General features: G+C 45.2%; 14 protein-coding genes. 6 read left to right on the top strand and 8 right to left on the bottom strand.

What is annotated here, in order from left to right; translation table 11 throughout:
• Positions 1-62: 62 nt before the first annotated feature.
• From F3I09_RS29840 to F3I09_RS29820, 5 genes are all read right to left on the bottom strand, one after another.
• Positions 63-353, bottom strand: coding sequence for a hypothetical protein (locus F3I09_RS29840; RefSeq protein WP_149698710.1), 291 nt, complete (start codon positions 351-353; stop codon positions 63-65).
• A 162-nt stretch (positions 354-515) separates the two neighbouring features.
• On the bottom strand, positions 516-1133 hold the full coding sequence (locus F3I09_RS29835; RefSeq protein WP_149698709.1) for an ATPase: 618 nt from the start codon (positions 1131-1133) through the stop codon (positions 516-518).
• Positions 1120-1872: a hypothetical protein gene (locus tag F3I09_RS29830; RefSeq protein WP_149698708.1), complete on the bottom strand. Its 753-nt coding sequence runs from the start codon at positions 1870-1872 to the stop codon at positions 1120-1122. The genes F3I09_RS29835 and F3I09_RS29830 overlap by 14 nt, the downstream gene beginning before the upstream one ends.
• Positions 1873-1916: 44 nt before the next feature.
• Positions 1917-2828, bottom strand: coding sequence for a hypothetical protein (locus tag F3I09_RS29825; RefSeq protein ID WP_149698707.1), 912 nt, complete (start codon positions 2826-2828; stop codon positions 1917-1919).
• Between the two features lie 762 nt (positions 2829-3590).
• The gene (locus F3I09_RS29820; protein WP_149698706.1) at positions 3591-4055 is read right to left on the bottom strand and encodes a hypothetical protein; all 465 of its coding nucleotides are present in this window, start codon (positions 4053-4055) and stop codon (positions 3591-3593) included.
• A 587-nt stretch (positions 4056-4642) separates the two neighbouring features.
• Here F3I09_RS29820 and F3I09_RS29815 point away from each other — a divergent pair.
• Positions 4643-5764, top strand: a complete 1122-nt coding sequence (locus tag F3I09_RS29815; RefSeq protein ID WP_149698705.1) for an MBL fold metallo-hydrolase — start codon at positions 4643-4645, stop codon at positions 5762-5764.
• Between the two features lie 184 nt (positions 5765-5948).
• On the opposite strand, the gene F3I09_RS29810 is transcribed toward F3I09_RS29815, so the two are convergent.
• Together F3I09_RS29810 and F3I09_RS29805 are read right to left on the bottom strand one after the other, a co-directional pair.
• The gene (locus F3I09_RS29810; RefSeq protein WP_149698704.1) at positions 5949-6158 is read right to left on the bottom strand and encodes a hypothetical protein; all 210 of its coding nucleotides are present in this window, start codon (positions 6156-6158) and stop codon (positions 5949-5951) included.
• A 49-nt stretch (positions 6159-6207) separates the two neighbouring features.
• A complete protein-coding gene (locus F3I09_RS29805; protein WP_223233435.1) occupies positions 6208-6450 on the bottom strand; it encodes a hypothetical protein in 243 nt (80 codons plus the stop codon).
• 47 nt (positions 6451-6497) lie between these two features.
• On the opposite strand from F3I09_RS29805, the gene F3I09_RS29800 reads away from it, so the two are divergent.
• The 3 genes from F3I09_RS29800 (at position 6498) to F3I09_RS29790 (ending at position 13575) form a co-directional block, all read left to right on the top strand.
• Positions 6498-6734: a VF530 family DNA-binding protein gene (locus tag F3I09_RS29800; protein ID WP_149698703.1), complete on the top strand. Its 237-nt coding sequence runs from the start codon at positions 6498-6500 to the stop codon at positions 6732-6734.
• A gap of 366 nt (positions 6735-7100) precedes the next feature.
• Positions 7101-11987 (top strand): PKD domain-containing protein, encoded by a 4887-nt coding sequence (locus F3I09_RS29795; RefSeq protein WP_223233434.1) that lies wholly within the window; start codon positions 7101-7103, stop codon positions 11985-11987.
• A gap of 82 nt (positions 11988-12069) precedes the next feature.
• Positions 12070-13575: a right-handed parallel beta-helix repeat-containing protein gene (locus F3I09_RS29790; protein WP_149698702.1), complete on the top strand. Its 1506-nt coding sequence runs from the start codon at positions 12070-12072 to the stop codon at positions 13573-13575.
• Positions 13576-13797: 222 nt separating this feature from the next.
• Here the strand turns inward: F3I09_RS29790 and F3I09_RS29785 are convergent, their stop codons facing one another.
• On the bottom strand, positions 13798-16266 hold the full coding sequence (locus F3I09_RS29785; RefSeq protein ID WP_149698701.1) for a family 43 glycosylhydrolase: 2469 nt from the start codon (positions 16264-16266) through the stop codon (positions 13798-13800).
• 541 nt (positions 16267-16807) lie between these two features.
• Here F3I09_RS29785 and F3I09_RS29780 point away from each other — a divergent pair.
• A complete protein-coding gene (locus F3I09_RS29780) occupies positions 16808-21478 on the top strand; it encodes a hypothetical protein (RefSeq protein ID WP_149698700.1) in 4671 nt (1556 codons plus the stop codon).
• An 8-nt stretch (positions 21479-21486) separates the two neighbouring features.
• On the top strand, positions 21487-23571 hold the full coding sequence (locus F3I09_RS29775) for a hypothetical protein (protein ID WP_149698699.1): 2085 nt from the start codon (positions 21487-21489) through the stop codon (positions 23569-23571).
• Position 23572: the final 1 nt, after the last annotated feature.

Raw genomic sequence — 23572 nt, 5'->3', positions numbered from 1 at the left:
GACAAGCACAGGTCTATAATGGCACCTTCATGGTGCGATGGATTTGCCAGCAAAAGGCATCCTCAATTATTTTCAAGATAGTCTTTAATGGCAGAATGATATACTGTACTGCCACGCCTTACCTTATATGTAGCTTTCCTAAAAGGATCGCTGATAATGCTCTTTGCATATTCCACAGCACATCCGAATCGATTTTTATATACAAGCTGCAAATCGGAAGGAACGACATTGCTCATATCGGGACATTTGCTGATAAATGCCTTTCCTCTACGCTTTTTCAGTATAAAGCCCGGAGCTATTTTACCACGGCCTATTTTTACGCCGTTAAATAATGGATTCTTTGTTCTTGCCATAGTTTTTTGTTTAAAGCTACGCAAATCAGGATTGCGGGTTTTACGTATTTTATTGTTAGTCTATTAAGGAACGGAGATAGCTTTTGAAACGCAGAAATTCGATGGGATGAAGGCCAGGCAAGAATACCCGGCCGTTTTTTCTGTAGTTATCCTTAACTACGACTACTTTCTTTTGTCGCGCGAATCCGGCTGAAAAGCAATCAGGTTAAACATCTCACGCATGCGGCTACGTAAGTGATCGCCATAAATTGCTCCCAGTTCAACAGCATTTAATCGTGTTATAGCATGTGTGATCATCCCATGAGAATGCATCAGATTGTACCTGGTGAAGAGTATCTGAGCCATGAGATTGATCTTATTCCCCCAATAGTTAACGAGGGGTTCAAAGCCAAGATCATCGAAGCAGTGGACATGTGGCATCCGTCTGTAAGGATTAAATGCCCTTTTGCTGTATTTCAGGATCACGTCACTACCGAGATCCGTAAATTCGAGACTTATCTCCTGAGACGATTTAAGAAACGGTCGATGGTCAGGCAAACTGAAATTTGACAGGATACGCATGATCGATGTTTTCCCGCAGCCTACCGGCCCTGTTAAAAGCAGGCCTTTATGCAGGTCAAGTTTCTCCTTTGCTGCGACGTCTCCATCACGAAGAAAATACGCGATCAGTTTCGTTATAACGGGCCGGTCGATATCATCAATAACAAAATCACAACGATACAGGTCCCTGCCCTTCTCTTCTACCTGCTTCAGCATGTAGTGGTAATCAAAAGGGCTCATCGTAACGTTTGTCTTCTTCTGATCGGAGTCCTCCGGTTGTTGATGTTGTATTTGCAATTGTATTGTTTTTGAATGATGGAATGCGGCTGATCCATTTTTCGGCGGCGGCTGTCCAATCAAGGATCGGCGTACCGCTTATGGTCCAGCCTATGGCTTTGTAATGAAAATAAAACAGCGCTGCTTCTTTTTCTGATTGCGCGGCGGCAAGGAAATAGGTGCATATTTCCGCTAATTCCGGCACCTCGATTTTATCTTTACTTTCTTTTTGCGGGCGCGCTGTTTTACTCTCGTTTATTAAATTGTTTATTTGTTTATTATTAAAGTGTGTCAAATTTGACACCGTCTGTGTGTTAATACTGCCACCCTTACCGGGGTCTTTATTGCCACCCATATGCGTGTCATTTTTAACATGCTTAGATGATTCATTTTTTTCCAGCGGTAGCATTTTTATCACGCTGCGTGAAAAAAGACTCTCAGACGGCTCATACGTCAGGAAACCGAAATTGTGCAACCGCTTCAGGCATTCTGTATATGTGTGGAGCGAGCCTATCTTGCAAAGTTTTACGACTAAACTCCTGTTGATGATCAAGGACTCAGGAAAATGCTCCAGATTCCATAACTGAAATAGTGCCATATAGAGGCTAATATCATTTGCACGTAGTCGCTCGTGCTCGTGGACTAGTGTGTAAAATGCGTTAAGATGACGGATGAAATTGATGTTGAGATACTGGTTATTCATATACTTTGGTCATTTGAGTTTTTAGTAGACGGTGATTAACAATTCTATTTACTGGCCATTTCGAGTTCCAACATTCTTTTCGTGTAGTATATTTCCCATTTCAACCATTCTCCCAGCGCTGCTTTCAGGGATTTTTGGCTAGGTTGGAAAGATGTTCCATCTTCAACCAACTTGTGAGCAATCTTCTTTCGCCGTTCAATGAGCCATATGTACTTCTCTTTGTTACTTGTGATGGCGGTGCACTCTTCCCTGAATTGGGACATTAAGTACCTGACATAATCAATGCTGTTGAAATCAATGTATTGCAGCCGGTTGTAAAGTCGCCAGACGTTATCATTACCTTTCTTCACAAATCCAAGTAATTGATTTGCCAACTTTTCAACATAGTCGCGATTACAGTAAGTGAGATAATTATCACCTGATGTTGAAACTGACAGTTCCAGCGGACCAGTTACGATGCGCTGCAGATGGCCGTTGAGAGAGCGGAATCGGGGCGAGCTTTTTACAGTCACCAATGTTTGCATAATAAACTCCCGAAACAAATACCTGCTGTAAGCCGGTATCTTGTAATCATCGTCCATATACCGGTAGAAATTTTTCTCCAGGTACAAATGCAAATCATAGAGCAGCTTGTGAAGAAATTTAAATAAACTTTTTCCGTCATCATCGGGATCAAGGATGTCCATTCGACATACTTCATCCTCCGGAAGCCATCGCATTAATTTGTCCAGCAATGGTACAATGCTGTACTGGCAAGACTTTACTGCGATACGGATAGTCTCTTCCTTTGTTGCAGTTCTAAGTGATGATAAGAACTCCCGCTCCAGAGATTCCAGCTTGGGGAATCTTCCAAACATTACCTGGCTGATAAATCTCGGGTTGAGAACGGGCGATTTTCTTAATTGTTTTGGAATTTCCTCGTTGATGAGGAATGCAAGGTGATTTAACATTTGCATGTTATCAGATTTAGTTGTTAAAAATAATTACAGCTTCAAGGCAAATAAGTATACGCAAAGACTATTGCGCACATGCTTACATGCGTTGAATTATTTTATAGTAAGATGTTGTAAAAAGCTATGAAAAGACGGGGTAACTGAGTCCTGGGGAAATTATAGTAGGACAGGTAGAGATAGTAGTAGTAGGGGTAGTAGGGCTAGTAGAGAGAAGCTGGAGGTAGAAGTAGGATATATTGCGTTTAAACCTGAGAGATCAGGCAGGGGGACCAGTGAGGTCAAGTGTCTGTTCAAATGTATTTGTTTCATCTTGTATTGATTTAAAATTATCGCAGTTAAAATGATACTGCGAGATGCAATTTAAATAGTTTGTTGAAAACATGAATCAAAAAGTGGATATTTTTTTACTACAAATATTACTTATTAATAATATAAATCAAATCGTTTACTGGTTTTGTTTATGATAAAAAAGAGACCGGATATAAAATCCGGCTCGCAGTTCTATGGCAGTATAACTTCTTCTTGTTGTGTCTTCAAACTATGCTCCCAGTCTGACATACATGCTGCAAGGCGGAGATGATCTTGTCTTTGCTAAATGGAGAAAATAGACTTAAAAGAATTTGGGGCAAACCTACGACAGAGAAGGAAAGAGCTAGGATTAATCTTAGAAGCACCTGGACATCTTGCTGAAATGGACAGTAGGCACATTGTCAAGGTTGAAAAGGGACAGAAAGATATTCGTTTATCCACTGTTATAAAACTGATTTAAGCGTTGGAGGTTGATCCTTTTAATTCATTGATAGCGGCAGCCATTCCTTCCAATGATTCGGCATCCCATCCTTCTCCACTAAAAACAGCTGCTATCAGCAGTTTTTTATGGAAGAGTCTTAATACTTTACGTTTTATACCTTTCATGCTCAACTCATCCTTGTATGATACATTAAGATCCACAATAGGAATTTTTATACGTTTGTGAACACGCCCCCATCTGTTTAGAACAATTACTCCTTCTCCATTAGTCGGGTCAAGGACGACAGATTCTAAACTTTTCTTTGCCAATCCCGGAAGAATCACAACAAGTATTACAGGCAAAACCAACATCCCTAACTGGAATTTATCTCCCATCCCAAGAATCCCAATTATAAATACCAATATCGTCGCAGCTATATTTACTGGGTTTAAAAATAGTCCACTTCTTTTCTCAAAGGCTATTAAATTTTCATTTCTCATCGGTTATCGAATCCTTTTATAAAATCAGCAATTGCTTTTGTCTCTTCCTTGAACACCTTTCGGAACTCTGCCTGGGTATTTGCCGCCGGCTTCTTGCTTTCCTTTGCCGGCTGAATAGCGTCGGGCTACCCGTGTCCCTATCAAACACGCGCAAGGACAGAAAACCTACGATCATCTCACAGGTTTTCCAAGTGCAAAATATATCAATTTTTGGCTAACGATCTGTATACAAATGACACGATGGATTATGTACCAGATCTCCTGATAAAATATATTGGATTTATCGACACTATTTACCATCATTAGAGTGTTGCTACCGGGTGCTATACTGAGCAATGTTTGAAGCAGTCCGCAAAATATTTACTTAAAATTCAATAATATACGCATATATTCAAAACCAAAATCCGCGAATAGTTATATTAGTAACCAGTTCCAACAATGCCGTACATGCCATTCCGCAAGGACTTAAAGTCTCAGTAATGAACACTACGCGCTTGTAGCGATAAAAAACTATGCAAAGAGGAATTTTGCCAGAAATATTTTTATTCTGTACAATATCCTTACACCTGATTCGTCATTAAACTCGTATGAAGAAATTAATCAGGACAACTATCAAATGCCTGAAGATAGCACTTGCCATACTGGTGTTATTGATAATCACAGTGTTAATATATATGAGACATCCACTATTCGGAAAAAAACCATCAGGAAAGAGATTAGAATTAATCAGACAATCGCCTCATTATAAAGACGGGCAGTTCCAGAACATTCACAATACACCGCAACTGTCAGAAGGGTACAGCATGGGCGGCGTTTTATATGATTTTATGTTCAAAAAACGTTTGCGTTTGCGCCCCATAGATTCATTGCCCTCTGTGAAAACTAATCTGATGGCGCTTGCACCGGAGCAGGATGTGCTGGTCTGGTTTGGCCACTCATCTTATTTTATACAGGCAGGAGGAAAGCGCTTCCTGACAGATCCTGTGTTTTCCGGCAGCGCCTCGCCTTTACCCGGAGGGACTAAAGCATTTAAAGGTGCTGATATTTACACGACCGACGATTTCCCGGTAATAGATTACCTGTTCATATCGCACGACCATTACGATCACCTGGATTATAAGACCATGCTGGCACTAAAGGGTAAGGTTGGTAAAGTGCTCTGCGGGCTGGGAGTTGGAGAACACCTTGAAAAGTGGGGCTATACACCTGACCAGATCATAGAGACGGATTGGTGGCAGGATGTGGATCTGGGAGATGGATTTGTTGTACATACAGCCCCTACCCGTCATTTTTCAGGCAGGACCTTTTCCCGGAATAACACATTATGGCAGTCTTATGTATTGCAAACGCCGGCCATGAAGATCTATATAGGAGGTGACAGTGGTTATGATACCCACTTTGCAGAGATAGGGAAGAAATTCGGCCCGATGGATTTTGCCATTCTTGAAAATGGCCAGTATGACCTTGCATGGAAATACATTCATATGCAGCCGGAAGAGGTGCTGCAGGCTGCAAAAGACCTGAAGGCCAAAAGACTGCTGCCGGTACACTCCTCCAAATTCACACTGGGCAATCACCCGTGGGATGAACCTTTACAAAGATTGAAGGCAATTGCAGACATTCCGCTGGCCACGCCTATGATAGGTCAGCTGGTGGATCTGCACAATGATAAACAGGTATTTGAGGAATGGTGGAAAGAAGTGAAATAACGCCGCAGATGTGATGGATAAAGAACCCGGAATTGTCAACCATACGGAAATATTTCAGCAATCCGGTTTACCATATAATGCAGATACGTTGAGGCTAGCAGCGGGGTAAATAATGGCATTAAATACCCCCTGTTCCACAACGAAATCATTGTGAAATCAAGATAAGTAAAGCTATTTTCATCAATTAATGATGAGTTTGCGGGTGCAACAGCTTAAAAAGCTCCAGCTGAAGATCTTCGTTTTTGTGTTTATTTAATTGTTCGGTCTCAATTTCGTACCAGCCTGTCTTTTTACCTAGTGTTCCAATAACGAAGGAATGTCCGGCTTGCGCGGGTTCACCGGTTTGGGGATGCTTTTTTGAAAGCGTCACAACAACATCTTTGAATTTTGACATATTGTGAATATAACATAAAATCTGCAGATACCGTTTGATCTGCAATGTTTTATTTGAATCTGGAATTTCCGACCAGATCCAACAGGTCTTCCACTTTTTGTAACAGATCGTTGTGCACTACTTTGCGGGTAAGGAACTGCCGCTTATAAAAGCGATTCGCGTAATTCAGCAGTAACTCGATATGGGAAATCATAACATCCTGGCTAAAATCATCCATCCTGCTGTTCTGTCCTTCGTCGATCATTTGAAAAATGGAAATGATCGTTTCTCTTTCATTCTCTGAAAGACGCAATGTTTCTTATGTTATGTACTGTATCTTTGCCATGCAAACAGCAACATATGGAAGCAGGGAATACATCAAAAGATCCTTTACACGGCGTAACACTTGAAAAGATCATCACGCAACTCGTAGATACCTACGGATGGGATGAACTTGGATACCAGATCAGGATCAATTGCTTTATCAGCAACCCTTCCATACAATCCAGCCTAAAATTCCTGCGTAAAACTCCCTGGGCAAGAACGAAGGTAGAAGATTTCTATAAAGATGCCCTGCGGGCAGGAAAGTTAAAATAGACACTGTCGGATGCAGGAGGCCTCCTCTCCTGTTTTAAACGCAGCCTCGCTAATTGCGATTGCTGACACACACAATAACAGCAGGATAAAAAAATCGTTGGGGCCGTTACGGATACACTAACAGCAAACACATGAGACAATATCTCAGTCCTTTTTCAAAGAAAATAAAAAATCTTTACCCCCGATATCCTGCAAGTAAATAGAATATGATAATAACATTATCTCTTGCATACACGCAATCAACTAACTAATCTACCACCATGCTCTACCGTTAGAACACTACCCACAACTCATTAATAATGTAACACTTGCGTGCTATAATAAGGGTTATAGAATTTAGTTACTTTCAGGTACGAACCATATGCTATGCCCCTAAAAACCGAAACCACTTTAGGCAATGTCCTCACATTGGCTATATTCTGGAGCATGCTCCTGCTGAGTACTGTTGCTCATGCACAATTAAAAGCGGACTTCACTCCAAGCAAGACCAGCGATTGCGAAAGTCTGATCACCCAATTCATTGATAAGTCTACCGGCACCCCTGTTTCCTGGCGGTGGGATCTGGGTAACGGTTTTACCTCTACAGAACAAAGCCCCAGGGCTGCCTATACGTCTCCTGGCAACTATAACGTAATACTGACTGTAAAAAATGCTACAGGAAATACCAGTACCATAACGAAAACGGTTACTGTATGGGCAAAACCCCTACCGGATTTTAGCGCCAACCCTGCCAGCGGCTGTATGCCTCTTGCCGTTACTTTCAAGGATAAATCAGACCCTGTAGACGGTACCATCACTGCCTACAGTTGGGATTTCGGAGATGGCGTTATCGGCTCGGCCAGCAACCCCGTGCATATATATAAGGATGTATTAACACCTACGGTTACCCTTACCATCACTAATAGTAAGGGGTGTACGGCATCAAAACGGATCAGCAAAATTGTAGAGGTGGCAGCAGCACTGAAGGTCAATTTTAACGTGTCTGACAATACCCTGTGTACTGTGCCCGGCGCAGTGACTATCAACAATACCACCACAGGCCCGGGTAATCTCTCCTATCAATGGGATTTTGGCGATGGCGGCACTGCTTCAGTCGCTACACCGGGTCCACATCAATATACCACGAAAGGAGTTTACAAGATAAAGCTCACGGTTACCAGTGATAAAGGATGTACTGGTACCAAAACATCCGAAGCTATCAATGTTGCTACTTTCAAATCAGATTTCCAGTTGCCGGCCACTGTCTGTGAGAACAGTTTCGCTACATTCAGAGCGCTCACTACGCCGCTGGCTGATAAAGTTACCTGGACTGTTGATAAAGGCACCGTCACCGCGAACGGCGCTACGACTGTATATCGTCCTGCCGGCACAGGCACGGTAAAGGTGACTATGACGGCCGACTATGGCAAATGCCAGGAAACAGTGACCAAAGACTTTATGGTGATAGCCGCTCCACAGGCAGACTTCGTGAGTGATGTGAAACCGATCTGTGATGCGCCCGTTACCGTAAAACTGACCAATCAATCCCAAGGGGCCAGCAACTGGAACTGGGATTTTGGCGATGGGCAATCATCCATTCAACAAAACCCTTCCGTTACCTACAGCAGCCTGGGAACTTTCAAGATCAAACTTACCGCCACCAGTGCATCAGGTTGCTCCGGCATAGCAGAACAGTATGTCAATCTGGTTAAACCGCAAGTCACTATCACTGCCAGCGTGCCGCAAGGCTGCACAGGGCTGACTACCACATTCAGCAGCCATATCAGCACAGAAGATAGTATTGTCAGTTATGAATGGGATTTCGGTGATGGTAGTCCCAAATCCACAGAGGCTATTCCAAAGCATACGTACAACAATGATGGCACATTCCCCGTAACGCTTAGCTATATAACGAAGAATGGCTGTAAAGGAACTGTAAATCTCTATTCATCCACCGGTATCCGTGTATATAAGAAACCAAAACCCGACTTTTCGTCTCCGGAAGCACCTCAGATCTGTGGCAACAACACGGTACATTTTAACGGTACAACAGATGTCGGTAACGAATGGATATGGAATTTCGGAGATAACTCAGGTGCAGATCATTCACAGAATACCACACATAGCTACAGGCAACCAGGCACTTATACGGTATCGTTGACCGTTTCAAATCATGGTTGCATGGAAAAAGTCACGAAAATAGATTACATCACAGCCGTGAATCCTTTTCCGCACTTTAACATGCAGCCTATCGACTGCAAAAACAGAACGGAGATTCGTTTTACTGACAACTCCTCCGGCAATATTACCAGCTGGAAATGGAGCTGGGGCGATGGAAAGGAAGACTCATATACGACCAAAACAAGCACTGTCAGGCACAAGTATAACAAAACCGGCACCTACAAAGTGAAGCTGACTGTTTCAGCTGGGGCATGCACCAGCTTTGACACTATGACCATCAAACTGTATGCACCCTCGCCCATTACCATCACCACAGATAAAACAACGCTGTGTGGTAGTGATACGCTCAAGGCCAGCGTAATAGCTATCAACAAAGATATCTATGGCCTGAATGTCTGGTCTTATTTGTGGACCTCCTCTGACGGCACTCCTGCCCAGCCGAACAGCAACGATTATCAGCGCACTACTTTCAGTAATCTGCAAGCCGGTGCTGACACCATCCGCTTTGTGGCGTATAACCTGCAGGGATGCCCTGATACCAGCAATAAGGTTGTTGTAAACGTAAATGGACCGGCGGCTAAATTCCTTATTCCTGATGTTGCTGCATGCCGGGGTACGGAGCTTACGTTTACCGACAAGACAAATATTTCCAAAGGCAAGCCTATAAAAACATGGTCATGGGATTTTGGAGATGGCAGCACTACAAAAGTATTTACTTCACCTCCTTTCAAATACACGTATAATAAGTCGGGGTATTTCTATCCAAAGCTGACCGTTACAGACCAGGCAGGCTGCACCAGCACCGCCTCCGGGCCTAAGGTACAGGTGAATGGTCCTAACGCAGACTTTGTGCCAAGCAAGTTGCTGGTACCTCCAGGCAGCAATGTGCAATTCTATAATTATACGACTGGAACCGGTGGTACTCCTATTTATCACTGGGACTTCGGAGACAATACCACCTCCACGGAAAAGAGTCCCACCAAGAGTTATCCTGCTAAGGGTGTGTATACGGTGACACTGCTCGTAAGGGACAATAATGGCTGTACAGACAGCATCAAAAAACAGATCAAGGTCTCTACCGTCGGCGCCGGCTTTACTGTTACGACCTCCTTCGTTAATAATAGTCAATGTCCGCCGGTAATCGCCCGGTTCAACAATACCTCAAGCAACTATACCAGCTCATATTGGAATTTTGGCGATGGTAGCTTTGCCACCATCAATAATCCTTCTCATACCTACACATATGCCGGGAAGTATAAAGTGAAACTCACAGTAACAGGCGAAGCTGGTAATGAAGACCAGTATGAACAGGAAATAGAGGTAAAGGGCCCTTATGGCACGATTGCAACATCTTCCAATGGCGGTTGCCTGACAAAAGAGATCGAATTCAAGGTATCCGCTATCTCGGCAGTTAATTTTGCATGGGACTTTACAGATGGTCTTGTTAGGGAAACAACGGATTCCACCATTAAACATACCTTCAAAAATCCAGGCATATACAAGCCTCGTCTTATACTCTCCGATCAGGCAGGCTGTAAAGGAACTGCCTTCCTGGCTGAGCCTATCGTAATAGACAAACTGGAAGTGGAAATGACGGCATCACCACAGTTTGTATGCGATGAGGGCTGGGTTTCCTTTACGTCGAAATTTAACAGCTTCTCCATTGACGAGCTGAAAAAAGCTGCGAAATACAAATGGACATATGAGGCGGGTATTTCCGCTGAAAATGATACTTCTGCTACTCCCCGCTTCTACTTAAATAAAATAAAGGAATATAATTTCACGCTCACAACTACGACAGCTTACGGCTGTACGCAGGCGGTGAGTAAAACGGTTACTGTTTATCCCAAGCCCGAAGCGACTATCAGCGGTCCTTCGCAAGCATGTCAGGACGCAGCGGTAAGCTTCAGTGGAAATGTGACTAAGACGCCTGATGTTATCTGGAGCTGGACGTTTGGTAACGGGAACTCCGCCAACATACAGCAACCTGCTGATCAAACCTACAACAAGACCGGCCCTTCAAATGTGCTGCTTCTTGTTACCAACAGCAATGGCTGTACCGACACAGCGGATCACACCATCAATATCGTACCTAAACCTGTGGCCAACGCTACTGCCGCGGCTAAGTTCATATGTCTCGGTAACAGCACCACACTGAGCGCAAGTGGTGGTATTACTTATCAATGGTCACCTGCCGAAAGCCTGAGCAATCCAAAAACATCGTCCCCTCTTGCAACTCCTGGCGTTACTACAAACTACCAGGTAGCAGTGACAGACGCCAACGGCTGTAGCGATACCGGCGATGTAAGCCTCCGTGTAGTACAACCCTTCACCATACAAGCCACACCGGATACTGCCATATGCCCGGGACAAAGTGTGCCATTACGGGTATCCGGCGCAGATCATTATGTCTGGAAAGGGCAGGGATTGGATGATGTTCATAGTCCTTATCCCAATGCTACCCTCAGAACAGCGGGTAATTATACCTACGAGGTAACCGGCTACGACGCTGAAGGCTGTTTCACACATGATACTTCACTGATAGTAACGGTACACCCCTCTCCCACTATTGACGCCGGGCCTGACCGGACAGTAACGGCGGGAAAGCTGATCACACTCCGCACAACAGGTAGCCCGGATATTGTAAAATGGAATTGGAGCCCAGCGGAATACCTGAATTGTACCACCTGTCAAACACCGCAAGCCCTGCCTAACCTGTCTACGATCTATAAAGTGGAAGTAGAGAACATTTATGGCTGTAAAGCTACTGACGAGTTTTCCTTAAAGCTACTCTGCAATCAGGATGCTATATTCCTTCCCACTGCCTTTTCACCTAACGGAGATGGGAAGAATGAATGGTTCTATCCTAAGGGGCGTGGCGTAAAAGAAGTAATATCGATGCGGGTATATGACCGATGGGGCAGTCTGGTGTTTGAGAGAATGTATTTCCAGATCAATACTGCAACTGCGGGATGGGATGGAACATGGAAGAATCGGGTGGCGCCAATCGGGACATACGTATATTCGATAGAGACTGTCTGTGAGGAAGGAGGAACGTTTATGTTCAACGGCACAGTGACAGTGGTGAAATAATGTTTTTTGTTAATTTAACAGATAGCGGATATACTTTATCACGCTTTCCGCACGTTAATGCTATTTTAATAACTTAACCATTATGAAACCACTATTCTTTGTAGCATCGTGTGCTATCGTTCTCACATCCTGTTCGAAAAACCTGGAGCAGCTCGAAGACAATGCTAATTTATCAGCAGCAGCAGTCCTCGCAGTTCAGGATTATTATGTAAGCCCTACTGGCAGTGACAACAATGACGGTAAATCACCGGAAAAAGCTTTTAAAACCATTCAAAAAGCAGCTAACCTTGCCAAAGCAGGAACAACAGTACATCTGGCAGGTGGCGTTTACCAACAGCAACTGGAAATCAATGTCTCCGGAACGGCCGAGCAGCCAATTACTTTCAGTGGTTCTCCCGATGCCCCTGCTTATATCCAGCAAGGCGGCGCCAATAGTGCCATTGTAACGATTGAAAACCAGAGTCATATCCGTCTCTATGGCCTGAACGTTGGTAAGGTAACTAAAAAAGATGCCCAGGGTATCCTGATCTCTGCAACTTCAACAGGCAGTGTAACAGACATTGAGCTGAATCATGTAAACGTATCTGAAGTAGCATGGACTACTCAGCGTACCCAAACTCCCGGAAGCAATGATAATGCACAAGGCATTATCATCTATGGAGAAGGTAAGGCCCAGACTAATGCTGTTAGTAACATCCGTATTGACAGCTGTAAAGTATTCAACAACATCACTGGCTTCAGCGAGGCTATTTCTCTTGATGGCAACATCGATGGTTTCCGCATCACCCATTGTGAAGTGTACAACAACACTAACATTGGTATTGCTTTGATTGGTAACTATGGTGTAAGCAGCACAGCGTCTCTTGATCAGGCCCGCAATGGTGTTGTTAGTCAGAATAACTGTTATGATAATGTTGCTGACTATGCTACCAGCGCTGGTATCTATGTAGATGGCGCACGTGATATCAAGATTGAAAGGAACTTTTGTAAAGGTAACGGCTACGGCATCGAGGTAGGCGCCGAAGAAAATGGTTCTGCTTCTAATATCACCGTAGTTGCAAACGTACTGCAGGGTAACAGGGAAACTGGTCTGGCACTTGGCGGTTACAATTCGGGTACCAGCGGACAGGTATTAAACGCTACTATTATCAACAATACTTTTTACCGGAACAGCACAAACGCATCCTCCGGAGAAATTGCAATGACCAAGGCATCTAATTGTGTTATCTCGAATAACATATTCTATACCAATGCAAAATTGCTTTTTTATGTAGAATCTATCAGTCCTCAGCAGAACAACCGTTTTGACTATAACACATGGTTTACACCTACAGGTACTGTGACTGTACAATGGGCCGGCAAAAGCTATTCAAGCTTTACCACTTATCAGTCAGGTGCTAAACAGGATACACATTCCATCAATAAAGATCCTCTATTTGCAAGTACAAGTGATTTCCATCTGCAAAGTAGTAGTCCTTCCCGTAATATAGCCGACGTGAGTGCGATTAAAGACGCTACACAGCTGGATAAAGACGGTCTGCCGCTGGTGAAGAATAATGTGAGTAGCATGGGTGCTTATCAGCAATAAATTATACGCCTCCGGGCATATTGGCAAAACGCCGGAGATGATGTCTCCGGCGTTTTGCATTTAGAGATATCTGCGGCTCCCCCGCTTATTGGCGCGAGGATCAAGTCAGGAGATAGTATCTCCGGCGTTTTGTTTATTCAGCGGATAAAGGTCCCTACTTCCGCCAGGCCGGGTTGACTTTGGGCATCATAACATGCCTTTCATCTTTCCCGGCGGCCTGTATCACCGATTGTTCTTATCGGGTACTTTAAGCGAATCATAGGATAATCCCCAATTTTCCGCCAGTCTCGTTGCTTCTTCTTTTGTGAGATGGATGATGGCGCCATGTTTAGGTGAGGTGAAATTGCTTGTCTTCATTACCCCTTCATTAAAATGCCCGAGATCAGTGAAGTGGACAAAATCACTTGTTTCGCTGAAACCGAAGTTGTGAGGTACCCTTCCATATATATCGTACATCAGCACCCATTTATTTTCGCCAATACGCTTAAATACATGCGGGGCCTCACAGGCTACTGGTTCGGGATCGTACCAGCGGGTATCGAATTCGTATTCACGATTGATTTTATCCGAAACAGCCTGTCTGATGCCGGACTGGCCATCATGAGCAACATAAAACATATGATATTTATCGCCGACCTTTGTTATATCGGCGTCAATTGCTGATACCCTGGGATCAGGATATTGGAACAATGGTTGCGGCAATGTCTCAATTTTATCAAAGGCGTCGTTTACATACACATAATATAATCTGTTAGCTTCATTTTTGAATCGCATGGTGAAGTAAACCATCAGCTTTCCTTTTTGCTCGTCATAAATGGTTTCCGGCGCCCATGCACAACCGATTTCGCTCAATGCTGCCGAGAGTGTGTCAAATCGTATATTAGTACGTTTCCAGTTTATAAGGTCCCAGGATTTCATCAGTACCAAACCTCGGTTATTACCCCAGCCATATTGCTGACCGTCACGCTCCCATTCCGTTTCCCGCAAGCCATCTCTTTTTGCAAAAACATGCAGGTCGGTCATAGCGAGGTAAAAGCCGCCATCCGGGCCACGGAAAATATGGGGATCGCGGATGCCTTTTTGCATAGCAATGGTATCTCCTGCTATTACCGGCTTGCCATTGTTCAATGCTGTAAAACGATAACCATCCGGGCTTAGCGCCATGTACAAACCATGGGTTTCATCCTTATGAAAAACCATCAGATAGGCGCTCATATCTTCTTCCCGGGGAGCTCCTTTTTTATAAAGGAAATCATTGAACTTTGCCTGCCCTTTACCGGCAGACAATAATCCGATACGCAGGGCATAAAAACCATGGTAGTTGTTGTGATTCAGCCCGGAGACATCAACATTTTCCAATATCCTGTTCCAGGTCTTTCCATCTTTACTTACCAATACATCGACGGAGTTGCCATGGTTCTGAATTTTTGCAATGAACTGCTTGCCCAGCTGATTGGCTATTTTAAAAGAGTCCTTCGCATTTCTATATACTGTCAGCCAGTTGCCATCCGATATCAGCCCTGCATAGGCATTTTCATTGTAGTACAACATCAGACCGGCTATATTCCCTTTATCTGTTGCTAGTGCAACCTGCGTTTCATAATTTTTATCGGTAGCAGTAGTGAGTAATAAGCGACCATTACCGGGATAACTTCCCTTCGCTTCTACAAAAAGGCTTTGTAACCGGAACCTGAGCGATTGGGGCGCAAATTCTTTCCAGAAAGTCCATTGCAGGCCCAGACTATCTCCTTGGAAGTCGTCTGAAAGCGACAGCCCGGGTTTGATGGATTGAGTGGTTTTTATGGGAGGGTTACCTGCTTTTGCACGATACCAGCCATCACTGGTCCATTCGATCGGTTCAATCAATGTTTGTCTGCCCAGGGTATGGTACCCATTTGCATAAGCATGATACACCATCCACCAGTTGCCGTTTACATCGTCAATTAAAGTACCATGTCCTTTGGACCACCAATTGTCATCCCCACTATAGGTATGTATGATCGGGTTATACGGGGAGTTCTCCCAGGGACCCAATACATTTTTTGAACGGGCAGCAACAGCCATGTGACTGGTTGCAGGTCCGGCAGTACCTCCTTCCGCAGAGGTTAAATAATAATAGCCGTCATGGTAGCTGAGTTTTGGAGACTCCAGGCACATACATTCAGTAACCCAGTTTTTCGGATACACCCACCCATCGTACACCTTTTTCTTTTCGCCCACTGTTGCAAGGCCATCAGCTGTGAGCTGTATTACTTCTCCTTTATCGACATACAAATAACGGTCCCCCTGGGCATCGGCAACATGTCCGGGATCAATTCCCGAAACCTTTAAATCGACCGGTTTGCTCCAGGGGCCGGTTATTACATCCGCCCAGATAACCCAAATCGTTCCCGCAGCGGGATAATAGATATAATATTTGTTCTTATACTTTACGAGATCAGGCGCCATCGCAGAACCCTTGTATGCTGTAATGGCCCGGCCAACAGGTTCCCAATTCATCAGGTCTTTTGAGTGCCAGATCAAAAATCCGGGCGCATAATAAAATGGTGAATGGGTCATATAATAGTCCTCTCCATCCCGGAGGATGGAAGGGTCTGGATAATCGCCAGGTAAAATGACCTTCGGATATTCCTGCGCATTGACGCGGATAATGGTAGTAACAAGGAAGCTAATGAGCAGCAGTAATCGCATTTTGAATAAAACTCGTTTAGTGGAATGAATAAATTATCAGCAACGCTTCAGGTTTACAAAGAGACCTGAAGCTGGACCTGTAAAAATACCCACCGTGCTTTAGATACAGGGGGTATGAAGTGGGATTTTATAGAGTACAATTTCGTACAATTCCTGTTTTTTTGATCTTTGCATACTGAGTCATAACTTTTTGACCTCTCCCTATCGGGATAAACAACCAGTATTACTCAATAGATCAGCACTTTATTGGAAACCCGGGGATGTAGAATTTCTTCCGTATTTAATCCGGTCGGGATTCGCTTCGTCTGAGATTCGGTGGAGGCTATAGGCTCAGCAATTCAAACAGAGTAAGGATACCCATGTAAACCAGCAGAGAGACAGATAATTTTTTTTAACAATATTAAAAAAATACTGATATTACAACCTGATTTTACATTCGGGAAAGTTTGTAAACACACGAAATAACCTGTTGTTTTCTGTAGCATTTGATCGTTGTTAACTGAGCTATAACCGACAACTCTATACCTATACTATTGGTCTTATGGTAAAACCTTACCTACAAAATTTCTATTGCCGTTACATTAGCCTGTTAGCGCTGTTAATTGTTAGCCAAGCTGTTACCGTGCATGCGGAAGACAGTGATTACGTGAAGCCCCCCTTACCGGCCGCTACTATCATGGCAACCAGTATGATGGAAACCCGCAACTTTCCGGATATAGATAAGCAGCTGGTAGCTGAAGCGCTGATAGCGCCTGAAACCGGCTTGTTCACCGATGCCAACCTGCAGCGTATGTTTGACGTAGACAGCAATGCTCACGTATATCGTGACATAGCCAGGGCAGAATTTGAGAAAATAGACAAGAATAACCGCTATACTGCCTCCCTCTCACCAGACGACTTAAATGAGCTGCCTATAGGGCTTTTTAAGACCGTTGGCAATACTACCGTGACCATCGCGGTAAGCAATGCCATTTTTTATTCCACTTATGCGGAGCTCACCGTATATGCCAAAGTGCAGATACCACAGGAGCCACGTGAGATCTTTTTTGGCCTGAAAGGCCTTAAACTATCGTACAAAGGTGGCATATTGGGCGATGCTAAACTGGTATTGCTGGGTGATGTACCTATACGGCTGGGCGGCGGTACAGCAGCGCTGGTATTGAAGGGCGGCATGGATATGCAGACCGGCCAGGGTCTTGACCTTACTTATGTAACCATAGATTGTAATGGCTTTAAGGAATTGGGGCTTAGCGCAGACCTGATGTTTCCGCGGAGCATGCTGGTGCCTTTGAAACCAGACGGAGAAAGAACTACAGACAGCTCGCAGGTAAAAGCTTCATTCAATACGGTAGTGCGCGACTGGAATGATATACTCGTAAGCGTAGACTTGCCTGCATTTGAGATAACACCCCTTAAAGGCGTAGGGTTCCGTATAGGCAAAGCTGTATATGATGGCAGTGACCTGCGTAACTCTCCTGATGTGGTATACCCTGCAAAATACCAGGAGCGTTACCTGCCTCAGGATGACCCGAACTTATGGCGGGGAGTTTATGTGTCGGACCTGGAAGTAACCTTGCCTAAACAATTTGCACGGGCTGACCGACCTGACAAACGTGTTTCGTTTGGCGGCAAAAACCTGATCATCGACAATAACGGCATCACCGGCAACTTCTTTGGCAATAATGTATTATCGGCTGGCAGTGCAGCCGGTTGGCGTTTTTCAGTAGATCATTTCGACATAGATCTGGAGGCCAACCATCTCACAGGGGCAGCATTCAACGGTATGCTGGGCATTCCCATGTGCAATGCACCGCTGGGCTATTCTGCCGTTATTACCGCTGATAATGAATATATACTGAAGCTGAGCAATCTTGACACACTGGATTTTATGGTGTGGCGGGCAAAAGCCCAGATAAACCCGAACTCCTGGGTACAGTTAAAACTGGCTGATGGTCGCTTTGAGCCGGAAGCCATGCTAAATGGCTACCTGATCGTGGCATCGTCTCTGAAAGTAGACGACAACGGTAATCCTGTAGCCAAATTTAAAGGTATCATGTTCCAGGGATTGCACCTGCAGACCAAAGCACCTTATCTCACCGCCGAGTATTTTGGATACAGGGATGAGAATACAATTTCCAATTTCCCGGTGGCTATTAAGGAAATCGCCCTGGAAACCAAGGATAGTACTACCGCCAACCTCAATATTGACGTACGCTTTAACCTGATGGAAGGGAAATTTGGTGGTGATACGCGGCTCGCGCTGGTTGGAAAGTTTGATAACAGCAAAGGAATACAGACCTGGAAATTTCAGAAGATAAAGCTGGACTCGATTTCGCTCCATGCTGATCTGAGCGAAGCTATGTCGATATCCGGCCTGCTGAAAGTATATGATGATGACGCTGTATATGGAGATGCACTGAGTGGCGAGGTAAACGCGAGCTTCATGAAGGGAAAAATAAAGGTAAGAACCCGTGCTATGTTTGGCGCTAAGAATTTCCGCTACTGGTATGTGGATGGCAAGGCTGAATTTAAGCCGGGCATCGCAATAGCACCGCCCCTGAAAATCTCAGGTTTCGGCGGCGGCGCCTATTACCGGATGAAAAAAGAAGGTATTGATACCATTGCTTCCCCAACCGGCGTAAAGTACGTGCCGGATTCCACCGCAGGACTGGGCATTAAAGCGGCTGTGTTGTTTGATATGGTGAAAGACGAGGTAGTGCATGGGGAGGTATCTTTTGAAGTGGCGTTTAACCGTAGCGGCGGTATCAACTTCATGGGCCTGTATGGCTATGCTAAAATACTGGCCACAGTGCCGATGGGCAATATCACAGGGAAATTAAGCAGACAATTTGCCAAAATACAGGAACAGGAACAGAAGGCGATCGCCAAACTGGGGTCCACAGGCCAGAAACTGGAGGAATTGAAAGTATCCGATCCTTCAAGTGCTGCCTCCCTTCTGGCGGGCGATCAGAATCTATCTGCCGAAGTGGGCATAACCGCCTATGTAGGTATTCAATATGACTTCACGACTTCTACGTTGCACGGCAACTTTGATATGTACATGAACGTAGCCAACGGCATGCTGACGGGTAACTCCAGCGGCAACCGCGCGGGCTGGGCAGTGATCCATATTTCACCCAGCGAGTGGTACCTGCATATGGGAACGCCTACCAATCGTTTAGGTACCAAGTTCTCTATAGGAGGTCTCTCTATTAAATCAGGTGCCTACCTGATGGTGGGTGATAAGATACCCGGCTCTCCACCACCACCGCAGGAAGTTGCGGATATCCTGGGCGTAGATATGGAGGAGCTGGATTATATGCGCGACGCCAATGCGCTGGGTGATGGCCGGGGATTTGCATTTGGCGCCAACCTTAGCGTGGAAACCGGCGATATCACTTTCCTGATACTATATGCCAACTTTAAGGCAGGCTTAGGTTTTGACATCATGCTGAAAGATTATGGAGATGCGCATTGCGTTGGTAGTACAGAGAAAATCGGTATAGATGGCTGGTACGCTAACGGCCAGGCATATGTATATCTGCAGGGTGAGTTAGGTGTGAAAGTAAACCTGAGAATCATAAAGGCCCGCATACCACTCATATCCGGCGCAGCCGCTATGCTGATGCAGGCTAAACTGCCCAATCCTACCTGGGTAAGGGGATATATGGCCGTTAAATTCAGCGTGTTAAACGGCCTTGTAAAGGGTAATATGCGCATGAAGGTTGTTATCGGTGATGAGTGTGAGATCGTAATGAATGGTAACAGCCCGGTAGATGTGAAGATCATATCAGACGTAAAACCGGCAGCGAATGCCGACGCAGTGGATGTATTCACTGCACCGCAAGCCGCCTTTAATATGCGTATGGGTCAGCAGTTCGATGTAGATGACGACCAGGGGACAAAGACCTACCGCGCGAGACTGGCATCCTTTACCGTTATGGATAATGGTCAGCCGATACCTGGTCGCCTGGAATGGAATGCCAACAATGATGGTGTTTCCTTCTACTCCAAGGAGGTACTGCCTTCTCAAAAACAGCTGACGGCTACGGTGAAGGTGGCATTTGAAGAGCGGGTGGGCGTAACCTGGCAAACAGCTTATGTAGATGGCAAACCGGGCGAAGAGATTGAAACGGTGACCTTCACTACCGGTACTGCGCCGGACTATATCCCGATGCAGAACATCGCTTATGCGTACCCGGTAGTAAACCAGCAATACTATTACAAAGATGAATCTGATAAAGGTGTCATTAACCTGAGTACGGGACAGGGTTATCTGTTCGACGCCAGATGGCAGTATGCGATCAATTTCAAAGATGCCACAGGTCAGACCACTAAGGTGGACATGAGCTATGACGTCCCTTCACAGACGATTCATTTTACACCAACGGCACTGAAGGCAAACACAGCCTATCAGTTTGACGTAATTGCTATCCCTCCGGGCGCACAAAGCACCGATGAAGTAGTGGCTTACCAGCAACAACAGGATGCGGGCGAGGACGGTAGCTATGCTGTTGCCAACAACCAGGCACAGACAGTTTCCAGGGGCGATGTGGCTAAGTCATTGCTGCATTATGGATTCCGTACCAGCAAATTCAACACGTTTGGAGAGAAGATGCAGTCGCTGCGTTTGAAAGACGGCATTGGTGAAACAGTTTCGACAGATGTAGTACGCCTGCTGGCCGATGTAGGCGACTATGAAGGCTTTGAAGTAGTGGAAATGACTGGTAACAATTACACCGGTTATAAACCGATGGTGAATGTGGAAGCGGTAATGGATGATGCGTATTTTACCAACGACATTAACCCGCTGTTGTATGCCAACTACCCTATCAATAACGAGATATTCATTAATAAACGTAATACGGATGAATTTGGCGTGACGCCAAGCAAGGCGTTTATCCTGATGCCTACTTACCTGGCAGAAGCATCTACCGGCAAGGTGACCAGCTGGATAAAGACAAGGCTGCCATATCTGTACGATCTTCCACAGGTATACAGCCTGGACTTCAACGAGCTGCAATACAAAGTAGTGAACAGGTTTATGGGTACAGAGGAAGCGTCGAAATACGCATACCTGATAAACGGACATTTCCCTTTCATACGGTATGGCGCTTACAAAGTAAAATACCAATATGTGCTGCCTGACGGGACTAAAACCAGCAGCGCGATATTCAATTATCATAATCCATTTAAAACCACCGGCTTCTAATGTATACAATGCGCAGGCTATCTTCTATACTGCTTATACTTTTATGCTTTACCGCTGCATTGCCGCTACACGCTCAGCATAAAGACAGCGCCAGGATAGCGGTTACCGCCAGGGCCCGCCAGCACAGCATATTGCTGCGATGGGGCATGACCACATCCCGCGCCTGGAAGCTCGGCAATCAATATGGTTTTCAACTTACCCGTTATACCGTTACCCGCGATGGGAAGTTGTTGTCGTCGCCGGAGGTTAAAGTATTGAATACGCAAGCACTGCGACCTAAACCATTAGATGAATGGGAAAAAATAGTACAGCAGGACCAATATGCCGCCATCATTGCACAGGCATTGTATGGTAAGGACTTTGAAGTAGGTAGTGCCGGTAATAAGGGTATTGCAAGTATCATGGCACAATCTGCCGAACAGGAGCAGCGTTTTTCCCTCTCCCTGTATGCTGCAGACAATAGCTTTGAAGCCGCTGTGATGGCAGGGTGGGGCTGGGAAGACAAAGACGCCCGTCCCAATGAGAAATACCTGTACCGGGTTAATTCGCTGGCGCCAAAAGAGCGCCTGGTTGTCGATTCCGGAGGTGTATTCATTGGCATACAGGACTATGCACCGCTGCCGGTACCCGGAGATGTAGGGGCTGTGTTTGGCGATAAACAGGTAGCGCTTAGCTGGGATTACAGCGTGTTGAAACACTACTATACTTCGTGGATAGTAGAACGCTCTAAAGATGGCGGTAAGACCTTTGAGCCGGCCCGTTCGCTGCCGGTGACCAACCTGAATGAAAAAGAGAACAGGCCTTCTTCCCGCATGTATTTTCTTGACTCGCTGGAGGACAACAATACGGTATACCAGTTCAGGGTAAGAGGTATTTCCGCATTCGGTGAAAAGGGCCCACCTTCTGCAGTAACTACCGGCAAAGGCAGGCACGTATTGATATATGTGCCCAACATCCGCAGCAACAAGATCTCGGCGCAGGGAAAAATGACGCTTACCTGGGATTTTGAAGCAGCAGGCAACGCCATGATTAAAGGTTTTGCATTGAACCAGGCAGCAAGTGAGGGCGGACCTTACAAGACCGTACTTGCCAATATTGCTCCTGATCAGCGCAGCCTGCAATACGACCAACTATTACCTTCCAACTATTTCACCATTACGGCTGTTGCCAAAGAAGGCGAATCGACGACCTCATTTCCTGTGCTGGTGCAACCGGTAGATTCTACTCCACCTGCACCACCTGTAGGACTGGCAGGCACTGTTGACAGTAATGGTGTGGTAACCCTCACCTGGAAAGCCAATATGGAAAAGGATATGTTGGGGTACAAAGTGTTCCGCGCCGGCAGACTGAATGAAGAATTGTCTCCCCTGGTAGACGCTATCTATATGAAGACTGTTTACAAAGACACTGTTCCTATAAAATTCCTGAACAGAAAAGTATACTATGCGGTAGCAGCATTGGATAAACGTTATAATCAATCCGATTATTCCGCCATCCTGGAGCTGAAGAAACCGGATGTGATACCACCTACTTCGCCGGTGTTCAGTGCTTATAAGGTAGTAGATGGCCAGGTACAATTATCCTGGGTGAACAGTGGAGATGAAGATGTTGCCGCGCACCTGCTATACCGGAAGAACCGCGCAGATTCCAGCCATAAGTGGTTATTGCTTCAGACATTCAGTGACCACACGCAGTATTATGCGGATCAGCTGATTGAAGGTGGACAAACCTATACTTATATCCTGATGGCGAAGGATAGCAGTGGCCTTGAGTCGCCGCCTACCCAGCCTATTACCGTAACAATACCTTCAGACCCGAATGCCATCAGCGTGAAAACATTGAATGCGTATGTGAACCAGGAGGGGCGCTACATTGAACTATCCTGGAAGGATAGCAACACTGGTGTAAACGAATACCAGTTGTATAAAGGAGCAGGCGGTCAACCGCTGAGTCTCTGGAAAGTAGTTCCGGCAAACGTGAAAAAGATTGTAGACGAATCGCTGAAGATCAATACTGTTTATGAGTACGGCGTACGCGCCGTGAACAAAAACGGTTTGAGCGGCCCGCTCAAAAAAGTTAAAACAAGTTATTAAC

Origin of the sequence: Chitinophaga sp. CF418 (assembly GCF_900142925.1) — a bacterium.
In the GTDB taxonomy this organism is placed as follows: Bacteria; Bacteroidota; Bacteroidia; order Chitinophagales; family Chitinophagaceae; genus Chitinophaga.
The sequence above is the reverse complement of the archived record's forward strand: the minus strand, read 5'-3'. Positions and strand labels throughout refer to the sequence as shown.

Bases quoted from the DNA above. Each gene is read 5' to 3' on its own strand.
- F3I09_RS29830 (WP_149698708.1), bottom strand. From the start codon at position 1,872: ATGAATAACCAGTATCTCAACATCAATTTCATCCGTCATCTTAACGCA.
- F3I09_RS29790 (WP_149698702.1), top strand. From the start codon at position 12,070: ATGAAACCACTATTCTTTGTAGCATCGTGTGCTATCGTTCTCACATCC.
- F3I09_RS29810 (WP_149698704.1), bottom strand. From the start codon at position 6,158: ATGTCAAAATTCAAAGATGTTGTTGTGACGCTTTCAAAAAAGCATCCC.
- F3I09_RS29775 (WP_149698699.1), top strand. From the start codon at position 21,487: ATGCGCAGGCTATCTTCTATACTGCTTATACTTTTATGCTTTACCGCT.
- F3I09_RS29835 (WP_149698709.1), bottom strand. From the start codon at position 1,133: ATGAGCCCTTTTGATTACCACTACATGCTGAAGCAGGTAGAAGAGAAG.
- F3I09_RS29800 (WP_149698703.1), top strand. From the start codon at position 6,498: ATGGAAGCAGGGAATACATCAAAAGATCCTTTACACGGCGTAACACTT.
- F3I09_RS29820 (WP_149698706.1), bottom strand. From the start codon at position 4,055: ATGAGAAATGAAAATTTAATAGCCTTTGAGAAAAGAAGTGGACTATTT.
- F3I09_RS29815 (WP_149698705.1), top strand. From the start codon at position 4,643: ATGAAGAAATTAATCAGGACAACTATCAAATGCCTGAAGATAGCACTT.
- F3I09_RS29825 (WP_149698707.1), bottom strand. From the start codon at position 2,828: ATGCAAATGTTAAATCACCTTGCATTCCTCATCAACGAGGAAATTCCA.
- F3I09_RS29795 (WP_223233434.1), top strand. From the start codon at position 7,101: ATGCCCCTAAAAACCGAAACCACTTTAGGCAATGTCCTCACATTGGCT.
- F3I09_RS29840 (WP_149698710.1), bottom strand. From the start codon at position 353: ATGGCAAGAACAAAGAATCCATTATTTAACGGCGTAAAAATAGGCCGT.
- F3I09_RS29785 (WP_149698701.1), bottom strand. From the start codon at position 16,266: ATGCGATTACTGCTGCTCATTAGCTTCCTTGTTACTACCATTATCCGC.
- F3I09_RS29780 (WP_149698700.1), top strand. From the start codon at position 16,808: ATGGTAAAACCTTACCTACAAAATTTCTATTGCCGTTACATTAGCCTG.